At 34.0% G+C, this 19,817-nt stretch carries 13 protein-coding genes; 3 read left to right on the top strand and 10 right to left on the bottom strand.

Annotated features, from left to right (window positions below; genetic code table 11):
- Nucleotides 1-5 precede the first annotated feature (5 nt).
- Both EAH81_RS21580 and EAH81_RS21575 read left to right on the top strand, forming a co-directional pair.
- On the top strand, nucleotides 6-560 hold the full coding sequence (locus tag EAH81_RS21580; protein WP_140511078.1) for a porin family protein: 555 nt from the start codon (nucleotides 6-8) through the stop codon (nucleotides 558-560).
- Nucleotides 561-901: 341 nt separating this feature from the next.
- A complete protein-coding gene (locus EAH81_RS21575; protein WP_140511077.1) occupies nucleotides 902-1,306 on the top strand; it encodes a helix-turn-helix domain-containing protein in 405 nt (134 codons plus the stop codon).
- Nucleotides 1,307-1,411: 105 nt separating this feature from the next.
- Here the strand turns inward: EAH81_RS21575 and EAH81_RS21570 are convergent, their stop codons facing one another.
- The 9 genes from EAH81_RS21570 to EAH81_RS21535 all read right to left on the bottom strand — a co-directional run bounded on the left by EAH81_RS21570 (nucleotide 1,412) and on the right by EAH81_RS21535 (nucleotide 14,502).
- Nucleotides 1,412-2,455, bottom strand: a complete 1,044-nt coding sequence (locus EAH81_RS21570) for a hypothetical protein (RefSeq protein WP_140511076.1) — start codon at nucleotides 2,453-2,455, stop codon at nucleotides 1,412-1,414.
- Nucleotides 2,456-2,519: 64 nt separating this feature from the next.
- Nucleotides 2,520-3,404, bottom strand: coding sequence for a hypothetical protein (locus EAH81_RS21565; protein WP_140511075.1), 885 nt, complete (start codon nucleotides 3,402-3,404; stop codon nucleotides 2,520-2,522).
- Nucleotides 3,404-3,562 (bottom strand): hypothetical protein, encoded by a 159-nt coding sequence (locus EAH81_RS27525; RefSeq protein ID WP_161595838.1) that lies wholly within the window; start codon nucleotides 3,560-3,562, stop codon nucleotides 3,404-3,406. Before EAH81_RS27525 ends, EAH81_RS21565 begins: the two co-directional genes overlap by 1 nt.
- A 135-nt stretch (nucleotides 3,563-3,697) precedes the next feature.
- Nucleotides 3,698-6,136 carry a DUF4982 domain-containing protein gene (locus EAH81_RS21560; RefSeq protein WP_140511074.1) on the bottom strand — a complete coding sequence of 813 codons (2,439 nt, stop codon included), beginning with the start codon at nucleotides 6,134-6,136 and terminating at the stop codon, nucleotides 3,698-3,700.
- Nucleotides 6,137-6,426: 290 nt separating this feature from the next.
- A complete protein-coding gene (locus EAH81_RS21555) occupies nucleotides 6,427-7,458 on the bottom strand; it encodes an arabinogalactan endo-beta-1,4-galactanase (RefSeq protein ID WP_241676615.1) in 1,032 nt (343 codons plus the stop codon).
- A 3-nt stretch (nucleotides 7,459-7,461) separates the two neighbouring features.
- A complete protein-coding gene (locus EAH81_RS21550) occupies nucleotides 7,462-8,559 on the bottom strand; it encodes an arabinogalactan endo-beta-1,4-galactanase (protein ID WP_140511073.1) in 1,098 nt (365 codons plus the stop codon).
- Between the two features lie 289 nt (nucleotides 8,560-8,848).
- Entirely contained in the window at nucleotides 8,849-9,916 is a 1,068-nt protein-coding gene (locus EAH81_RS21545) for a SusE domain-containing protein (protein ID WP_140511072.1), read from the bottom strand.
- 29 nt (nucleotides 9,917-9,945) lie between these two features.
- Nucleotides 9,946-11,553 (bottom strand): RagB/SusD family nutrient uptake outer membrane protein, encoded by a 1,608-nt coding sequence (locus EAH81_RS21540; protein WP_140511071.1) that lies wholly within the window; start codon nucleotides 11,551-11,553, stop codon nucleotides 9,946-9,948.
- A gap of 6 nt (nucleotides 11,554-11,559) precedes the next feature.
- Nucleotides 11,560-14,502, bottom strand: a complete 2,943-nt coding sequence (locus EAH81_RS21535) for a SusC/RagA family TonB-linked outer membrane protein (RefSeq protein WP_140511070.1) — start codon at nucleotides 14,500-14,502, stop codon at nucleotides 11,560-11,562.
- Nucleotides 14,503-15,387: 885 nt separating this feature from the next.
- Here EAH81_RS21535 and EAH81_RS21530 point away from each other — a divergent pair.
- The gene (locus EAH81_RS21530; RefSeq protein WP_140511069.1) at nucleotides 15,388-19,458 is read left to right on the top strand and encodes a hybrid sensor histidine kinase/response regulator transcription factor; all 4,071 of its coding nucleotides are present in this window, start codon (nucleotides 15,388-15,390) and stop codon (nucleotides 19,456-19,458) included.
- On the opposite strand, the gene EAH81_RS21525 is transcribed toward EAH81_RS21530, so the two are convergent.
- Complete coding sequence (locus EAH81_RS21525; RefSeq protein WP_140511068.1) at nucleotides 19,459-19,797, bottom strand: hypothetical protein; 339 nt, start codon at nucleotides 19,795-19,797, stop codon at nucleotides 19,459-19,461.
- Between the last annotated feature and the right edge of the window lie 20 nt (nucleotides 19,798-19,817).

Here is a 19,817-nt window from a genome sequence, read left to right as displayed (position 1 = left end):
ATTTTATGAAAAAAATTTTATTACTAGCTGTTGTTACAGTTTTAGGATTCGCAAATGTTAATGCCCAAGAAATTAAATTTGGTGCTAAAGGAGGTTTAAACTTTGCAACTATCAGCGGAGATAATACCAAAGGTATTGATGTTGTAACATCATTTAATTTTGGTGTTTTATCAGAAATCCCAATTTCCGATAAATTTTCTTTTCAACCTGAAATAATGTATTCTGGTCAGGGATATAGTTTCAATGATAATACAGTTGCCTTAAGTTATCTGAACGTTCCTTTAATGGGAAAATATTATGTAACAAAAGGATTTAGTCTTGAAGCCGGACCGCAAATAGGCTTTTTACTTGCTGCTAAAAATGAAAAGATAAATGTAAAAGATTCGTTTAATACTTTTGATTTTGGTGTTAATTTCGGTCTAGGCTATAAACTTGAAAACGGGCTTAATTTTGGTGCAAGATATAATCTGGGATTAACTGATATTAATAATTTAGAGGGGTATTCCGGTAAAAATAAAAATGGAGTATTTCAAGTATCTGTGGGATATTTCTTTTTCTAAAACTTCATAATACTATAAAACGTTTCGAGAATTTCCCCGATAGGAATACTAATATAAGGCTTCAGAGAAATCTGGAGCTTTTTTTGTTTATTATGGTTCTAATTCTTAGTCTGTTTTCTTTGTGTAATACAAAAAGATTCAAGCGGAGCAGAAAGATTTATAATTTTAATCCTTTGTCAATTCACTTTGTACCACATTAAAGGATTCATTTCGGAGCGTGGCAAAATCGGACATAACATTTGAAAAAACGGATATTTAGAGGATATTTTTTTATCTTTGAAATTCAAAATTTTTAAGCCAAATGGCTTTATCTTTGAATCTTTAGAAAATTGATAATCATTATGGAACAGAAAATACATCAGGGAAGAAACGTAAAACGTTTTAGAGAAATGCTTGGAATCAAACAGGAAGCATTGGCTTTTGATTTGGGAAATGAATGGAATCAAAAGAAAATTTCTGTACTGGAGCAAAAAGATGTAATTGAAGATAATCTGCTTAAACAAATCTCAAATGCGTTAAAAATTCCCGTGGAAGCCTTTCAGAATTTTGATGAAGAGCAAGCGGTGAATGTAATTGCAAATACTTTTGGTAATAATGGTATTGGATATCAGAGAAATGATAATCCTACTTTTAATCCTATAGAACAAGTACTAAAGATGCACGAAGAAAAAATCGCATTATACGAGCGTATGCTGAAAGAAAAAGATGAAATGATGGCAAGGCTTGAAAAATTATTCAATAAATAATTTAGAAGTAATTCTTATTTATCTGTAGAAATATTAAATTAAGAAATAATCATTTATAAAAAATATCAAAATAAAGCTTCAGAGAAATCTGGAGCTTTTTTTCGTTTATAACACTTTGTAATCAGGATTTTTTATATAATTCTTTTGTTTCGTTTCGTAGATTTCTCCTTCATCTTCTATCCACCAAATTTGACGATCTTTAATATATTGGAATTTTTCTTCTTCACTATTTTTTTCCTCACTCCACCTTTTTAAATAACCTTGGCGTGTAGTGTATTCACAACATTCGCATTCATCCAGATAAACCGCTTTATAACCGCAGATTTCGCAAAATTCTACATTTTCAAATTTCGTTACATAACTATTAGCCAGTCTGAAAAAGTTTTTTGAAAGATAATTGAGGAAATTTCCAAACCCAATTGCGTTTTTTGAAATATACAATTTGCCATATATTAAATCCTCATTTTGAACTGTATCTTTTTTGAATTCAATTATTAAGGTTCTGTACTTTCCATTAAAATCTAAATTTTCAAAAGATCTGTCAATTATTGTGTTCCAATAATAATAAAAACCGTTATAGGTAAAACCCTCATTATCAATGGTAATTTTTCTTCTTTTTTCTAAATAATGCTTTCTGCAATCTATATAATCCCATCCTGAATAACTTCTCATTTCTCCTTTTTCTCCGCAAGTCTCACAAACGGTTTGAGAACGATATCCGTAATCCCAAATAATTTTATAAAGATGATCTTCATTAGAAGCATAAAATTCTAATAATGCATATTTTGATTTTATACAATGAACTCTTTTGTCCCATCCATTATCATGTAATTTCCTAATCAGTTCAATTGTTAGCGGATACCATCCTTCTGAAATTTGCAATGCAATACCATTTAAATCTGCCAGTTTTCTTAAATCAAATGCATTTATATCAGCATTAATTATAAAGTCATCCAGGCTTTTGCAATCTTTATTTACAAAATCAGCATCTTTATAAAAATCCTCTTTTTGACTCTTTTCTTTATAATAAATTTGAGATGACAAACGATTAATTTCAGCCGTATTACTCTCTGTTATTGGATGAAAATCATCCATCAAATTCTCCACTTCCTCTTCTTGCTGCTCTTTAGACATTTCTTTGCTGACCATTATAGCAATGAATATGAACGATATTATTATTAAAAATATAAACATCTTTTTTAGCTATAAACAATTAATAATACTCAATTTCATATTCTGTACTTTCTTTTTCGTATTCGCCGTCAAAATTTGACTCTGCGATTTCAGAAACCTTATTGCTAAAATCATCGTAAAGAATTTCTTTTATTTCTTCACCATCATTTCTATTTTCAATATAACTGATTAAGGTTCCTTCGCTGTTATAATTAAATTTCTCCATTACTTTATTGAAACCGCTGTCTGTCGATTTTTCTATAATCACTCCTTTTTCATCCAGAACATAGTCGTACAAACAACAAAGTTCATCATCCCAATCTGTTTTTATTTCGAAAGAGTGATACTTAATAAGCAAGTTATTTTCATTATAGTAGTTATAATCTCCGCCTCTAAACACTAATTTATCTGCTACACTTTCTCTATCATAATCATACTTTTCTTCTGATATCATATTTCCAAACTGATCGTATTCAAAAACGATTTCCTCTACTAAAAAGCGCATAGAGATTTTGGTATCTACCTTGTTTCCATCTACATCAAAACCAAAGATTTTCATCATTTCAAAAAACTCTTTATATCCTTCAGATTCCTCCGCACCAGCAAAATCATGATCCGGTTTCTCAAAATAGATTGTTCTGAGCGGCTTTTTAGCATCATTAAATCTGGTAATGTAAAGTGAGAGCAAAATACCCGAAGAATTAAAGAACTTTCTGTACTCGTAATCTTCAACATAACTGTATTTTATACTATTTTCGATATTATTTTCTGAATCAAACTTCTTTATAGACAAAAGCCGTTGATCCTCTCCATATTGATAACAAAACGTTTCAAAACCTAACTTTTCTTTTTCTATTTTATTATTTTCATTATACCATCTTTCATTTCTTCTGTGTAATATTCCTTCGCTATTGAATGCTTCCATCAAACTGCACTGATTTCATATCTGTAAACGCTAACTAATTTTACTATTCCTTCTTCATATTCTTCATCTCTTACTATTATACCTTCTGTATTATAATATTCAATTCGTTGAATTATAGCATTTTTGATTGTTTTGCGGCTTTTAATTTTTACAGACATTGTTTTGAAACATATTAGGGTATGAAGATAGAAAATATATAATAAATCCAAAAAAACAAAAGAGGCAACCAATTATAGGTCGCCTCTTTATTATTTAAAAATTATAAAATTATATTCTTTTTCAGTTTCCAGTCATTATAATTCTGACTTTAAATTTATTTTTCCTTTCTGAAGTCCTTTACCTGTTACTTCCAATTGGATTGCACCTGCGGTTTTGACTGCTTTAACCAAAACCACCAATTTACCGCTGAAAAGTTTCATTTTATTTTCATGAAATATTTCTAGTGATGTTGCATCCCCGTTACATGCAGCTCTGTAAGTCGCAGCGCCAGTTACTTTAAATTGTAATTCATTGACTGCTGTAGGACATGGAATTCCGTTTTTATCTACCACCGAAACGGTTACATAAGAAATATCATCGCCATCGGCTTTGATAGTTTTTCGATCTGCTTCAAGAACAATTTTATATGGATCTCCGGCAGTTTTAACTTCACTTTCGGCAGCTATTTTTCCATTCGAATCAAATGCTACAACTTTTACCGTTCCTGGTTCATATTTCACATCATTCCACATTAAACGATAACGATTTTGCGGAGTTGAATTGTTTTTTTTCTGAATTCCCATACTTTTCCCGTTTACGAAAAGTTCAGCGCTATCGTAATTTGTGTAGACAAAAACGGGAGTGATTTCTCCTTCTCTTCCTTTCCAATTCCAATGTGGCAGAATATGAAGTGTTTTATCCTTCGTATTCCATCTGCTTCTGTAAAGATAAAAACGGTCTTTAGGAAGTCCCGCCAAATCAGAAATTCCAAAATAAGAACTTCTTGATGGCCATTTTTCGTCATAAGGCGTTGGTTCTCCTAAATAATCAAAACCAGTCCAGACAAATTCTCCAATAACCCACGGTTTGTCATCCTGAAGCACAAAATCTTCATCGGGAACATTTGACCAACTGCAAGCTTCAAGATCATAAGACGAACATTGAAGATCATCGTATTGTTTTTCTTTTTGCTGCACAACAGGAAATTTATAAATTCCTCTTGAACTCACCGTTGAAGCTGTTTCTGAACCTAAAATAAATCCTTGTGGAAATGATTTGTAAGCTTCTTCATAAAGATGAACTCTATAATTCAGTCCCGGTACATCTAATAAAGACCCAAAACCGGATGCCATAGTCTGTTTTACCTGATCCATTCCCACCGTTACCGGACGTGTAGGATCTTCTCTATGAAAAATATCCTGCAAGAATTTAGCTCTTGTCAAACCTTCGGCTCCATATTGATCCGGAACTTCATTTCCTGAACTCCACATTACAATACAAGGATGATTGCGTGTGGCTCTCACTAAATTTACAATGTCTTTTTCTGCATATTCTTCAAAAAAGCGATGATATCCGTTTTGTACTTTTGGCTTTGCCCATTCGTCAAAACTTTCGGCAAGAAACATAAATCCCATTTCGTCGGCCAATTCAAGCTGTTCAAAAGAAGGCATGTTATGAGAACTGCGAATCGCATTACATCCCATATCTTTTAGAATTGTCAACTGTCTTCGAAGCGCTGCTTTGTTTACCGCAGCACCAAGCGGACCAAGATCATGATGAAGACAAACTCCTTTAAATTTTGTTATTTTTCCGTTAAGGCTAAATCCTTTATTGGCTTCGTATTTAATAGATCTGATACCAAATTTTATACTTTGCTCGTCTTTTAAAGTTCCATCTGCTGCGTACAATTTGGTAATAGCTGTATACAAATAAGGCGTTTCAGGACTCCATAAATGAGGTTTAGCAACAGAAATAGTTTGATGAAGTTTTCCATCAGTCATTTCTGTCCCTTTTTGTGTTGCTACTATGTTATTATCTGCATCTTTTATTTGTGTTACTATCGACAAATTATTGCCATTGACCTCAGCTTTAAGATCGACAACAGCGGTATTTTCATTGATATCCGGAGTTGTAATAAAAGTTCCCCATTGGGTAAAGCTTTCCTCCTCTTTTACCACAATGCTAACTTTTCTATATAAACCCGCGCCGGGATACCATCTTGAAGAAAATGGTTCATTGGTCAATTTTACTGCCAATACATTTTCGGAACCCACTTTTAGATCTTTGGAAATATCAATATAAAAATAGCTATACCCATAACCCCATTCTCCTACCTTTTTTCCGTTTAAATAAACCTGAGGTTCGCTCATGGCACCTTCAAAAATAAGAAGTGCTTTTTTTCCTTTTTTAAACTCCGGAATAGAAAATGTATTGCGATACCAACCTGTACCAATATGCGGCAATGCTCCGGTACGACCCGTTTTCTCGGTGGGAATTTTTTCTCCATTTTGTTCAATTGCCGAAACTTGTTTGTCCCATTCTTTATCAAAAGGTCCGTAAATAGCCCAATCATGAGGTACACTGACTTTTTCCCATTTCGAAGCATCAAAATCTACAGAAAATGCATCTCCTTTTACTGCTGCAGAAAAGCGCCAGTTGTCTTTTAAAATAACAGTACTGGATTGTGACATTATTTTTCCAGACGAAAAAATCAGCAGAAATAACGATAATATTGACCTAAAAATTAATTTCATTTTCTGTTTTATTTTTTCACCATTAAGAGATTAAGATAAACCGTTGGGCATTATAATTTTAACACATAGAAACATAGCATTATTGAACTCAAAAAAGGCGTTTCACTTGCATTAACAAACATAGTTATGTCTGAGAAACTAGATTCTTTTTATAATCTTTTTCAAAAACATAAAATCTATGTTTCTATGTGTTTAATTTTCTTTTATTTTTTACACACAACGTTAAAATCATTTAGCTTTATGAGACTTAATATCTTAATGGTAAAATTTAATTTTTAATTTAAAAACATTTATTCTTTGAAAGCATCCAATGCCGGCGAAGGTTTTCCATTAGAAAGCCAAGCGTTTAATTGATAACCGCTCCAGCTTTTTTCGCCTTGTGGTTCCCAATAAACAACGCCTAAACCTTTATGATCGGGTACGCTTTTTACAGCTTTTATTGTGGCTTCAAGCATTTCTTTGGTGTTTTGAACTTGCTCAAAATCACCACCAACTTCGACCACCATAACTTCTTTATTGTAACGCGAAGCCATGTCTTTTAGATTATTTTCTAAATCTAAAATGGTATTTTGATAATCTGTTTTGAGCCAATACGGATAATACGACAATCCTATTACATCATATTTTACCTTATTTTCAGTTGCTTTATCAAAAAACCATCTGAATTTTTCGCTTTTATTTCCTTCGTCCAAATGAACAATTACTTTAATTTTTGGGTCGATAGCTTTTGTAGCTTCGTATCCTTTATCCAGTAATTGTGCCAACTGACTGAAATTGTCTGTGCTTCCTTCCGGCCAAAGCATACCGCCCGGAATTTCATTCCCCACCTGAACCCATTCCGGCGTTACTCCGGCTTTTTTCAGCAGTTGCAAAACGTCATAAGTATGTTGATAAACATCAGTTAACAATTCCGGAAAAGAATGTTTTACCCATGCAGCGGGTTTATTTTGTTTGCCGGGATCTGCCCAGGAATCACTGTAATGAAAGTCGATCATGATACGCATTCCCATTTTTTGCGCGCGAACCGCCATGACAACTGTTTCTTGGGGACTGCAGTGTCCGCTGGCTTTATCATCATTAGGGTTTACCCAAACGCGCAAACGAATGGTATTAATTCCGCGGTCTTTTAATAATTGCAGACAGTCTTTTTCAGAGCCGTCTGCATCATAAAATTTATAACCTGTTGCTTCCATTTGTGGCAGCCAGCCTACATCTGCTCCATTTGAAAAGGAGTTTTTTTCGCTAATCATTTTTGATTTACAAGAAGTAAATGAAAGAGCAATTAGCATCAAAAAAGAGACAATTTTAAATGTTTTTTTCATGTTTTATTCTTTGCTGAAAGCTTGCATTACGGATAAGGCGTTGTTATCAAAACTGTATAAAGCCTGATTTTCGAATGTAGAACCGCTTGTCGATTGTGGTCCTTTAAAAGCAACCCATTCGCCTCCCCAATACGCAAATCCTTGTCCGAACTCTGATGCTTTTACTAAGTTTTTAATATCCATAACAAAAGTTCTTTGTCCCGCCGGAGTTGCCGGATATCCAGTTACCAACTGATCGGCTGTTCCTACAATATTATTAGTCTGATCGTTGTGTAATAAAGTAAAAGGATAAGCAGTTTCTGCAATCAGAACTTTTTTACTGAATTTTTTTCCTAAAGCGTCAATGGTATTTTTCACTTCTGTTAAATCTTTACCGTGCCAAACAGGATAATACGATAATCCGATATAATCGTAATCAATACTTTTCATTTTGGTAAAAAACCAATCTGTCGCTCCACCATTTACACCTGCATAATGAATCATTATTTTTGTGTTAGGCGCTTTGCTGCGAACTGTTGCGCTAGCAGCACTTAATAAAGCGATACATTGTTGTTCGTTGCTGATAAGATTTCCTTGTGGCCACAATAATCCGCTATTGATTTCATTACCAATTTGAATAATATCCGGTTTTACTTCTGTAAGTATTGTTGCTGTGTAATTGGTAACGGCTGTTTTTAAATCGGCAAAAGATAAATTTTTCCATTCTTCAGGAGTGGTCTGAGTGCCCGGATCTGCCCAATTATCAGAATAATGAACGGTAAGCCAAACTCTAAGTCCTGCTTGTCTTGCTTTTTGAGCCAATTGTTTTACTTCGCTTAAACCGGAACGCCCATTTACAGGGTTTTTCCACAAACGAATTCGGACTGTGTTACAACCTGCATTTTTTAGAGTTGTTAGCATTCCTTCGGCTTTGCCATTGCTGTAAAATTTAGTTCCTAAGGATTCCATTTGAGGAAGAAAAGAGACATCTGATGCTCTGATAAAAGTATCCGTTGCATCTTGCGGGATAGCCGCTTCAGCATCTGCAGAATCGTTACCTGAGCACGAAAACTGAATTGCAGTTAGAGCCAGCAGCCCAAGAATTTTTATATATTTTTTCATGATAATTAGTAAAATTTTGAATTTAAAAATAAGTCCCTTTTTATGTAAAGAAGAAGACTCAAAATAAGCTGAGGCTTCTCTCATTTTTTTAACCCATTGGAAGTAATTATTTTAACACATAGAAACATAGAATTGTTGAACTCAAAAAAGGTATTTCATTTGCATTAACACACATAGCTATGTGTGAGAAACTAGTTTCTTTTTGATTTACCTTTTTCAAAATCATAAAAGCTATGTTTCTATGTGTTTATTTTTTTATGATTTCACCCAACAGTTTTTTTAATTCAATTTATGGAGTTGAAATAAACATATAACGACCATCTAAGTCATTGAACCAGATATCGTATTTTCCTGCTTCAACAATAATATCTCCGCCATTATCTCCCCAACTAACATCCCATCCGCCATTAGCTTTGAATTTCATTTTTCCGGCTTTTAACGTTTGAGTCACTTTCCAGATATGTCCATCAAAATCAGATTTCACTAAAGGAACTTCTGTATTCCAGCCCGTATCATCGCCTGTTAATACAGAACCAGTTAGACCAATTGTTGCGTACGTTGTCATTGGTCCTGTATAAGGCGTGATTTTGTATGTCAATTCTTCAAGATTAACTTCAAAACTATAATAACCTGATGCTGTCGTAGGGAAAACACCTGGATCAGTATCGCTTTCTGTTGCTCTGTATTGTACTTTGGCACCATTTGTTCCGTAAGCCGGAGCCCAGAAACCAATTTGTTCTATTAATTTAAAACCATCTGCATTAAAAAATCCTGTATAATAGAACTTTGCAGTTTCTTTTGTATCTCTGTAAATTGGCATATTGTTGCTCGTTACGCTCCATCCTGCAGCAGTACCGGGACCTACTAAAAACAAATCAATTCTAGGGAATACACCTCTGAAAGGAGTTAATGCAATCGTAATTGGCGTAGAAAGTTTTGGCTCTGAAAGTGTTGTTCCAACAGTAGATTTAATTCTCACATCAATTGTTCCTTCAACATCAGGCAGAAGTCCAAGTTCTAGTGCTTTTGCATTAAGTTCTGCTACTGTAATAGCGGCATGCGTACTTGTAGAAGTTGTAATATCTACCGGTGCTGCAAATTCAGTATTACTGGCTGCAAATTGTACGGTATAAGTAACGATTGTTGGGGTTCCGTAACTCACTTTTTCCCAAGTCAAAGTCAGCGCAGTATTGTTAGGTGTATCTTTATTTAAAATTGTAGAAGAACCACTTTCTGGAGTTATGATTGAAAAAGCAGCTTCCTGAGGCTCTAAAATCATTAAATCCGTTTCGTTTTCGCAAGACCAAAGTCCTGTAATTAAAGCAATAGCGATAAAAATCTTATATATATGTTTCATTTTGTGTATCGTTTAAGTTTAAAAAAGTTTTAGTAACCCGTGTTTTGAGTCAAATTTCTGTTAGCTCCCAATGATCCTTCCGGAATAGGGAAAACGCTCATGTAAGCCGGAATCGAAATCCCTTTTGAAGAATTTCCTTTCCACGCCCAATTGTAAGATCCTCCGGTATATTTTCCAAAACGGATTAAATCTTGTCTTCGGTGTGCTTCCCAATGTAATTCACGCGCTCTTTCATCAATTAAGAAATCAAGGGTTAAGTCGCCTAAAGCAATGTTTCCAACTGTCGAACCATTATTAGCTCTTTTTCTTAAATCATTTACATACTCTAATGCTTGAGCTGTGGTTCCGTTTCCGCCTCTTAAAGTGGCTTCTGCGTACATTAAATAAACATCAGCTAATCTAAATAAAGGAAAATCAGTATCCGCATAAGTCGAGCTTATTCCGTTTACTCCTGTTGACGTTTTATTAGAGAATTTAGATAAAATATAACCTTGTGTTTTTACGCCAATATCTTCAATATCTATCGATCTTTGTTTTGCAGGATCGCCCGCAACACCTTTTCCTATGGTATTTCTGGTATCCTGACTGAATTTTACACCGTCAAATTTTTGAGCAAATTCTTTTCTGATTCTAAGCGCTCCTGTCCAGCCGCCTATTCCAAAATCAGCACCATTATTTTCCCAGGCACCAATTTGTCCGTTTGTTAAAACAGTTGTTGCGCCCCAGTTTTGAGAAACTGCTCCATCTGACTGAATTCCGAAAATGATTTCTGCAGAAGTATTATTGTCTGCTTTAAAATTGTCCAGGTATTTTGGTTTTAAAGTATAACCGCCTGCAATAATTTCATTACACATTGTGATACAATCATCAAAACGATCGGCTTGAATATATACTTGTGCGTTCAAATACATTTTAGCCAAAATCATACGTGCCATAGATTGGTCTAATCTTCCGTATTCATTTGTTCTGGCTGCTTTTAAATCTGGTAAAACCGCTTTTAATTCTGTTTCAATAAAATCAAATAATTGTTTTCTGTTAAACTCAGGTCCGGCAAAATTTACAGGATCATTTTCGGTATACATTGGTGCTTTTCCAAATAAATCCATCATGTTATAATACGCATACGCTCTTAAAACACGAACTTCTTTGCGCCAAAGTGCTATATCTGCTAAAGTTGCAGCATTTGTAATACCTCTTGAACTTAATTTTTCCGGTGTACTCTGACGTAAAAATTCATTTGCATAAGAAACCGAAACCATCGTTCTGCTAAACATTCCTAAAATAACAGGATTTGCAGCTGTCCAGATATTACGTTGTAATTCTGCAGTTCCTCCGTCATTTTCATAACTCCAAACCAGTTCGTCTGTGGTTAATTCCTGCAAGTACAATAAACATCTTGTAAACTGGCTCGTTCCCGCATCTACACCTTCAAGCGAAGAATTATCAGGACCAAGTACTCCGGTTAAAGTTAAATTTCCATAGACTCCTGCAAAAGCTTGCTTATATCCGGCAGGAGTCGAAAATAAAACATCTGACGAAAGAACGTCATCATCTTTAGACACTACGTTTAAGTCATCAGTACAAGACTGAAAAACGGTAGTCAATGCTAAAATTGTTATTAAAATATATTTTTTCATCTTTTATTAAAATTTAAGATTAAGACCAAATAAAACAGATCGTTGTCTCGGGTAAATCGTTTTGTCTACACCGTTATTCGTAATTTCAGGATCTAAACCACTGTATTTTGTAATTACAAAAACGTTCTGAACTCCAGTTGATACTCTTAATGAGGCTTTACTGTTTAACCAATTGTTTAAAGTGTATCCTAACGTAATATTGTCCATTTTTAAGAATGAAGCATTCTCTATATAAAGATCTGATAATACTACATTTGAAGTAGTTTGAAAATTAGTTTGTGTTACCTGAGAAGGAACATTACTTAAAACACCTCCGTTTTCCATAGCATCATATTGTGCTCTGCTGGCGTCTACAGCATTAAAAATCCTATTACCAACACTGGCTCTTAAATTGAATGAAAAATCGAATTTTTTATAATTCATATTAGAAGCAAATCCTAAAGTAAAATCAGGATCCGGATTATTGTAAATATATTTATCAGCATCATTTTTGACGTTATCGCCATTTAAATCTGCAAAAGCTCCTTCGATTGGTTTTCCTTCGTTGTTGTATAATTGTTTGTATACGTAGAAAGAATAAGGAGTATAACCTTCTCTAAAAATTTGTCCCGGAGTTCCTGTTCCTGCAATGTTATCTCCCAAAAAGATATCGCTTCCGTTTACCAGATTTTTGATTCTTCTTTCGAATTTAGAAATATTGAAATTCATATTCCAGTTAAAATTCGTTGTTTTGATAGCATTTGCATTAATCGTAAACTCGACACCTTTTGTGGTAAAGCTTCCAACATTTTGATACACACGGTTAGAGAAATTACTACCATCAGATATTGCTGCATTTACCAATAAATCTTTAGATTCTTTGTAGTAAACATCCAATCCGGCAGTTAAGCGATTGTCTAAAAAACCAAAATCAAGACCTGCATTGTACGAAGATGTTTCTTCCCATTTTAAATTGTTTGTTCGTTTTGAAGGAAGTGCAACTGCAACCGGGCTTTCGCCAAAATAGTATTCAGAATTTCCGCTGCCAACCTGGTATTTTTGAAGGTATCCGTTTGGCTCAGGAATATCCTGTTGTCCTGTAATACCATAACTTAATCTTAATTTCAAATCAGATAATACCGTGCTGTCTTTAAAGAAATCTTCTTTGATTTTCCATGCAAATGCTACCGATGGAAAATTTCCCCAACGATTCGCTTCTTCAAATCTTGAAGAACCATCTCTTCTATAAGATAGCGTTAATAAATATTTGTCTCTGAAATTTAAATTTGTTCTCGCAAAGAATCCTAATAAAACAACATCTGTGTCTAAGGTAGTTTCAGGAAATGTTGAAGGCAAATCAGGATTTAAAATATTTCCTGTTTCAAATTTGGAACTTTGAAATTTTTGATACGAATAACCAGCTGTCGCTTCAAAATTCAAAGATTTAAACGTTTTATTATAAACTAAATAAGTGTCTAATAATTTATTTTTTCTGGTTGCTTCTGTATATTCATTTGTACCATACGGAATGTTATTGTTTGATGGAGCAGAACCTGCATCAGCACCAACCAATCTTGTTCTGTCTCCATTTGATTCATCATAACCAACATTTACAACAGCTCTTAAAGCAGGTAAAAAATGAAATTTATAATCAATTTCAAAATTCCCAAAAATTCTGTCGTTTGTTCCTCTGTCGTTTGTATTCAACAATTGCGAAACTGGATTTCTTGCCGCAGTTGAAACTAACGGATAATTTCCGTTGGCATCTACACCAGTAGTATATTCAAAATATCCTCCATACGGTGCACCATCAACTTTTATAGGCTGTGTTGGATCAAAGCCAATAGCAGCTCCTTCAACAGCATCAGTAAATCTGTTTTTTTCGTTTGTATAATTGGCAGAAAGCCTCAATTTTAAATGATTGTCCAGGAAAGTTGGATTCATTACTAAACCAACTGTGTTTCTTTTAAAAGTATTGGTTAAACGCAAACCTTGCTGATCTGTATTTCCCAGCGTTAAACTTGTTGGAATGATATTGAATAAACTTCCTCTAACGGCTAAACTCTGATCGATAGTTCCTGTATTTCTATAGATTGCTTTTTGCCAATCTGTATTTGCAGTTCCCAGTTTATTTAGATCATCACTTCTTCTGTCAGCAATAACACTTCTAAATTCATCTGCACTAAAAACATCAACCGTTTTAGTTAGCGTTCCCGCAGCATATTGTACATTATAATCTACAGATAATGTTTTGCTTCCTTTTTTGGTCGTAATTATAATTACACCATTTGAAGCTCTGGAACCATAAATCGCAGAAGCCGATGCATCTTTTAAAACCGTAATAGATTCTACAGTTGCAGGGTTTAATGAAGCTAAAAAGGACGAAGATCCTGTATTTGTAGTATTATCAAGAGGTAATCCGTCAATTACAATAAGAGGATCATTACTGGCAAAAAGCGAACTTCCACCACGAATTCTGATTTGAGAACTAGAACCCGGAGCACCCGTTGAATTTACGGTTAAACCGGCTACTCTTCCGTTAAGCAGGTTTTCTGTTGTAATATTATTTCCTTTGTTAAAGTCTTTTGTGGTAAGTGCCGTTACAGATCCTGTAGCGTCTTTCTTTTTAACGCTTCCGTAACCTACCTGAACAACAACTTCTTTTAGTTGATTATTATCTTCTTCAAGATATACGGTTATGTTTTTTTGTCCCGCAACCGCAATAGTCTGATTGGTATAACCGGTATAGGAAAACGTAATTTGACTGCCTGATTTCACTCCTGATAATTGAAATTTTCCGTCAAAATCTGTGGAGGTACTTATATTAGCGCCTCCTACTTTTATATTTACTCCCGGTATTGGTTGTCCTGTATTCTTTTCCAGAACTACACCGCCAATTGTGTTCTGAGCAAAAACACAAAAAGGAAGTAAGAGTAATAAAAGTAAAAATTTGGTTTTAATTCTTTTCATACTTTTTTAATTGGGTTGGTTTAAGTTAGTTTTTGATAATTAATGTTGGTTAGTTTGTTTTCATTGACGTACTCTGAACAAAAAAATAAAGCAGTATTACTCAATCGTTATAGCTTGTCAACTCACCCTGCAAATTAAGCACAGAGCAAGGTATTAAGACAGGGAAAAATTCATTTATAAACGGGGACAATTTCGTAAAAGTGTACACACAACACTTAATAAAAACATATTCTGCAATATTTTCTCTCAAAAAAAACGATAATACAAATAATTAACCTTTATAGTAATGGAATTAACAATCAAATTGCTAGTGGTTTTTAATCGGTATATTCTCAAAAAAAGAATTTAATAAGGCTTTAAATTTTAAATAAAAAATTCAAAAGAAGAATCAATCCAAAAAAACTATGTTATTGAGTTAAAAATCTATAATGTTATGGAGAATAAATCTCTCGCAACGACGTAAAATCGAAGATTTTGTCATTTCGACGAAGGAGAAATCTCCGTAAGAAACTCTACAATCAAAATCGCCAATCTTTGTCGAGTTACGAGTGCGATTTCTCCTTCGTCGAAATGACAATATTGTGTTTAGCTTTGTGAACTTTGCGCTTTCTGAGACATTCATAGATAAAAATCTTTGTGTTCTCTGCGTTAAAAATAATTAGTGAACACAAAAATTTAGTGTTGATTCAAAAAAAACATTAAAATTATAAGCCTTCATTCCTTTAAAAAACCAGTAGTGTTTTTTAAACATTACATAATAATTGTGTTAATTTCGCAAAGTATCAGATTTCAAACATATTCACATAAATAATTGATTCAGCTTTTAGATCGCATCCTTTTTATTTTTCGTATATCAAAAAATAGCATGCTTTTAAAAAATTTTCTATGAATAAGCTAAAGTTCTTTCTTATTATTATCCTGCTGTATATAAATGCATCCGGACAGAATTACCCGATAAGACATCTTGATATTTCATCGGGACTTTCGAACAATTCTGTTGCGTCTATATATCAGGATCAAAATGGCTATATGTGGTTTGGAACTTTTGACGGATTGAACAGATATGATGGAAATGATTTTAAAATTTACCGCCATATCCATACGGATCCAAATTCGATTCAGGGAAATGCCATTAGCTGTATCGAAGGTGATTTTGAAAATAATTTGTGGATAGGAACAACTGCCGGACCTGTAGTTTTCAATGCCGAACGTTCTTCTTTTAGTCCGTTGAAATATTATGATATTAATAAAAAAATTAAACCGCTAAATGTTACTGCTTACGAAATAATCGCCGTTCACTCTCTGCATATTATTCTTGTGGCTGCAAAAGAGGCAATTGTACTTTATAAGGAAGGGGAGAAAATTGGAACGGCAATACCTTTCAACGGAAAACTAAATTATATTGCGAGATCAATATCTTATAATGCAAAAAAACAAATCTTCTATGTTTTTATAACCGGAACTGGTCTTTGCCAATACGATATTAAATCAAAAAAACTAACGCTACTTAACAATACAATTACAGGCGCAAATTGCATTAAACTGACCAATGAAGGACTTTGGATTGGATCAGACGAAGGTGCGTACTTATATAATCACAATCTGAATACTTATTCTAAAAATTACTTTTCGGAAAAAACAGTTGTACGTGATTTTTACCAACAAGAAAACAGACTTTGGATGGCGACTGACGGAGCCGGACTTTACACACTTACAAAAAATCAATCTACTCCAATTTTATATCGTGCCAGCGGTCCAGTTTCCTTGCTTAACAGTAAATCTTTGTATGATATATTCGAAAGCAAAACCGGAGAAATGTGGTTCGGAACCCTGCGTGGCGGCGTAAGTATGATGGGCAAAAAACCGCTTTATTTCAACCATTTTAAAAGTAAAGATCCGCTGACTAATAAAGAAGACGAAGATCCTGCTGCAAATTTCATGCTTTCTTTCTGCGAAGATGAAAAGAAAAATATCTGGATTGGTACTGATGGCGCCGGAATGCGATACTGGAACAGAAAACAAAATACGTACGATGTTTACTCGACAACCTCAGCTGCGGGGAGAAAAATTCAGAGCAATTTTGTTACAAGCATCGTCAGGGATTCTGATAATGCCATTTGGGTTGCGATGTGGAAAGGCGGAGTCTGTCGAATTGATCCAAAATCAAAAGCAATTCAGAATTTTTCGATTTATAATCAATTTACTAAAAAAGCAGAACAGGAATCGTGGCTGCTTTTTATAGATTCAAAAAAAACGTTGTGGCTTGCCATTACAAATAGTGGAGCATTATATCAATTTGACAAAAAACAAAACAAATTCGTTTGTTATAGTACAACTTTACGAGATGTTACGTGTCTCTACGAAACCAAAGACGGAAAAATCTGGGGAGGAACTTTTAATTCCTTTTTTGAAATTGAACCCAAAACAAAAAAAGTAAAAACCTATCATTCAGATTATACGACTAGATGCATCACCGAAGATGAAAACAAAAATCTTTGGATTGGTACCGTCGAAGGTGGTTTGCTTTTATTCAACCGAAAAACAGGCACTTCCAAAAATTACACCACACAAAACGGTCTTTCGAGCAATACCATACTTCGCCTTTTAGAGGACAAAAAAGGGAATTTATGGATGAGTACGTATCACGGAATTTCGAGATTGAATCCTAAGAACAATACTTTTAGAAATTTTGGAGTTTCTGACGGACTTCAGGGCAATCAATTTAGCTGGAATGCAGGGACGAAACTTTCGACAGGAGAATTTATTTTTGGCGGTATAAACGGTTTCAATGTTTTTGATCCTGACAATATAAAAGACAAAGAAAATACCGGAAAATTTTTATTGAATGATTTACTGGTCAACAATCAGTCTTTAAAATTGGACAGTCCATATGTCACAGAAAAGAAACTCGAAATGATAAGCGGTGCTGAACTTCCTTATGAAAAATCGGCATTGAGTTTTGATTTTGTTTATCTTGATTATGTCAATTCCGAAAAAATTAATACCGCTTATTTTCTCGAAGGCTGGGATAAAGACTGGAATTATACCTCAAAAAATAACCGTGCAAATTATTCCAGATTGACCGAAGGAACTTACGTTTTTAAAGTAAAAACAACCGATGTTTTTGGAAATTGGACGAATGAAGTAACACTCGCGACGGTAAAAATTCTTCCGCCTTGGTATAGAACTTGGTGGGCGTATACTTTTTATCTCATCGCTGCTGCCGGTGCAATTTATGCTTACGTAGATTATCATAAAAATAAGGAAAGACTTCGCTACGAGATAAAACTCGCCCGTATGGAGCATAAAAAAGACAAGGAACATGCCGAAAAGCAATTTTCTATGTTTACTTATATGGCGCATGAATTGCGCACTCCGCTGTCTTTAATTTTAAATCCGCTGAAAAGTGCCATTGAAAGAAAAAACCGTTCTGAAGATGATCTCGACCTGAATCTCGCCTATAAAAATGCAAAACGATTATTGAGTCTTACAGATCAGTTACTGTTATTTAGAAAAGCAGAAACAGATCTTGATGAACTCAAAATTTCTAAGATTAATTTAAATAATCTGTGTCGTGAAATCTACGAAAGCTTTACACAAATGGCAGCGGTTAAAAGTTTAAATTATCAGTTTATTGAAGAAAAAACACCCGCTGAAATATATGGAGATTACGAAAAAATAGAGATTACGCTGTTTAATTTAATTTCAAATGCTTTCAAATTTACGCCAAATAAAGGATCGATAAGTATTGAAATAATCGAGAAAACTGCTGATGTTTCTATTATTATATCAGATACCGGAAGCGGAATTAATGAGAATGACCTTGATACTATTTTTGAAAAATTCAAACAAATTGAGTCTAAATCCAGCAATGGTTTTGGAATAGGTCTTTATGTTGCTAAATATTTTGTGACTAAACATCATGGCGAAATAACGTGTAAAAGTGAAGTTGGAAAAGGTACCTCGTTTACGATTATACTTCCAAAAGGGAAAAGTCATTTTGCAGAAATGAGCATCAATGAGAATTGTCCGCAAATGTCGCCACTTGTAGGTGAACTTCTGGAAGGAATGCCGGCAGATCGTCAAAATGCACCGAAAACCAGCGATCAATCCTTAAATCCTGAAAGTATACAGGAGGAATTAATCAGTACCAAAAAAGTACTTTTAATAGTTGAAGACAATCCCGAAATGAATCATTATCTGGTACAGCTTTTTACCAAAAACTATATTGTTTATTCGGCAGCAAATGGACTCGAAGGACTGAAATTGGTCGAAAAGCACATGCCTGATATTGTCCTTAGCGATATTTCTATGGAAGGCATGAACGGTTTGGATTTATGCAAAAAAATCAAGCAAAATGATGATTTAAGCCATATTCCGGTGATACTTCTCACGGCTACAACCAGCAATGATATTCACTTGCAGAGTATTACCGAAGGTGCGGACGATTATGTCACCAAACCTTTTGACAGCGATATACTTCTGGCACGAGTTGATTCCGTTCTTCGCAACAGAGGTCAACTACGCAAGTATTTCCTGGATAGTATTACACTTCGTGAAAACGTAAATAAAGTTCCTCTTGAATACAAAGAATTTCTTGATAAATGTATCGAAATCGTCGAAGCCAATCTTGAAAACAGCGAATTTAACCTGAAAAGTTTCTCGGCTGCAATGGGTATGAGTCATTCAAGTCTTTACAAAAAAATTAAAGCAATTTCAGGACAAACCGTAAATGTTTTTATCAGATCGATCAGAATCCGCAGAGCCGCCGTAATTATGCTAACTGAAAATATTAATATCGCACAGGTTGGACCTCAGGTTGGTATTGAAGATCAGCGTTATTTCCGTCAACAATTCGTAAAATTGTTTGGGATGAAACCTTCAGAATATATCAAAAAATATAGAAACTCTTTTAATAAGGAATTGAATATTATTCAGAAAAGGGATATTTCATAGTTATCTCTTTTCCTCACTATTATGCGAATCTCCAATAAATATCTCATTAATTTCGCCTAACATTTCAAATTCATTTAAAGGAAACATTTCAAGTACCATTTCTAACATAAGCGAAACATTTACAGCCTTTTTGTTTGTGCTTGAAATTATATGTCCTTCATTATCTATCGTTAAAATGCACATTTTTATCATATTGGTAATCACGCAACCAAGTTCATAATAATTGATTTTGATTTGAGCAGTATAAAATTCTGATTTAGTAGCTGACTTTGGATTATTGAAATACTTCCCGATTATTTTTTCAAGATTCTCTAATTTTTTAGTTTCATTTATTTCCATAATTCTGACTGTCTTTTTTT

Origin of the sequence: Flavobacterium pectinovorum (assembly GCF_006438875.1) — a bacterium.
Lineage (GTDB): Bacteria > Bacteroidota > Bacteroidia > Flavobacteriales > Flavobacteriaceae > Flavobacterium > Flavobacterium pectinovorum_A.
The sequence above is the reverse complement of the archived record's forward strand: the minus strand, read 5'-3'. Positions and strand labels throughout refer to the sequence as shown.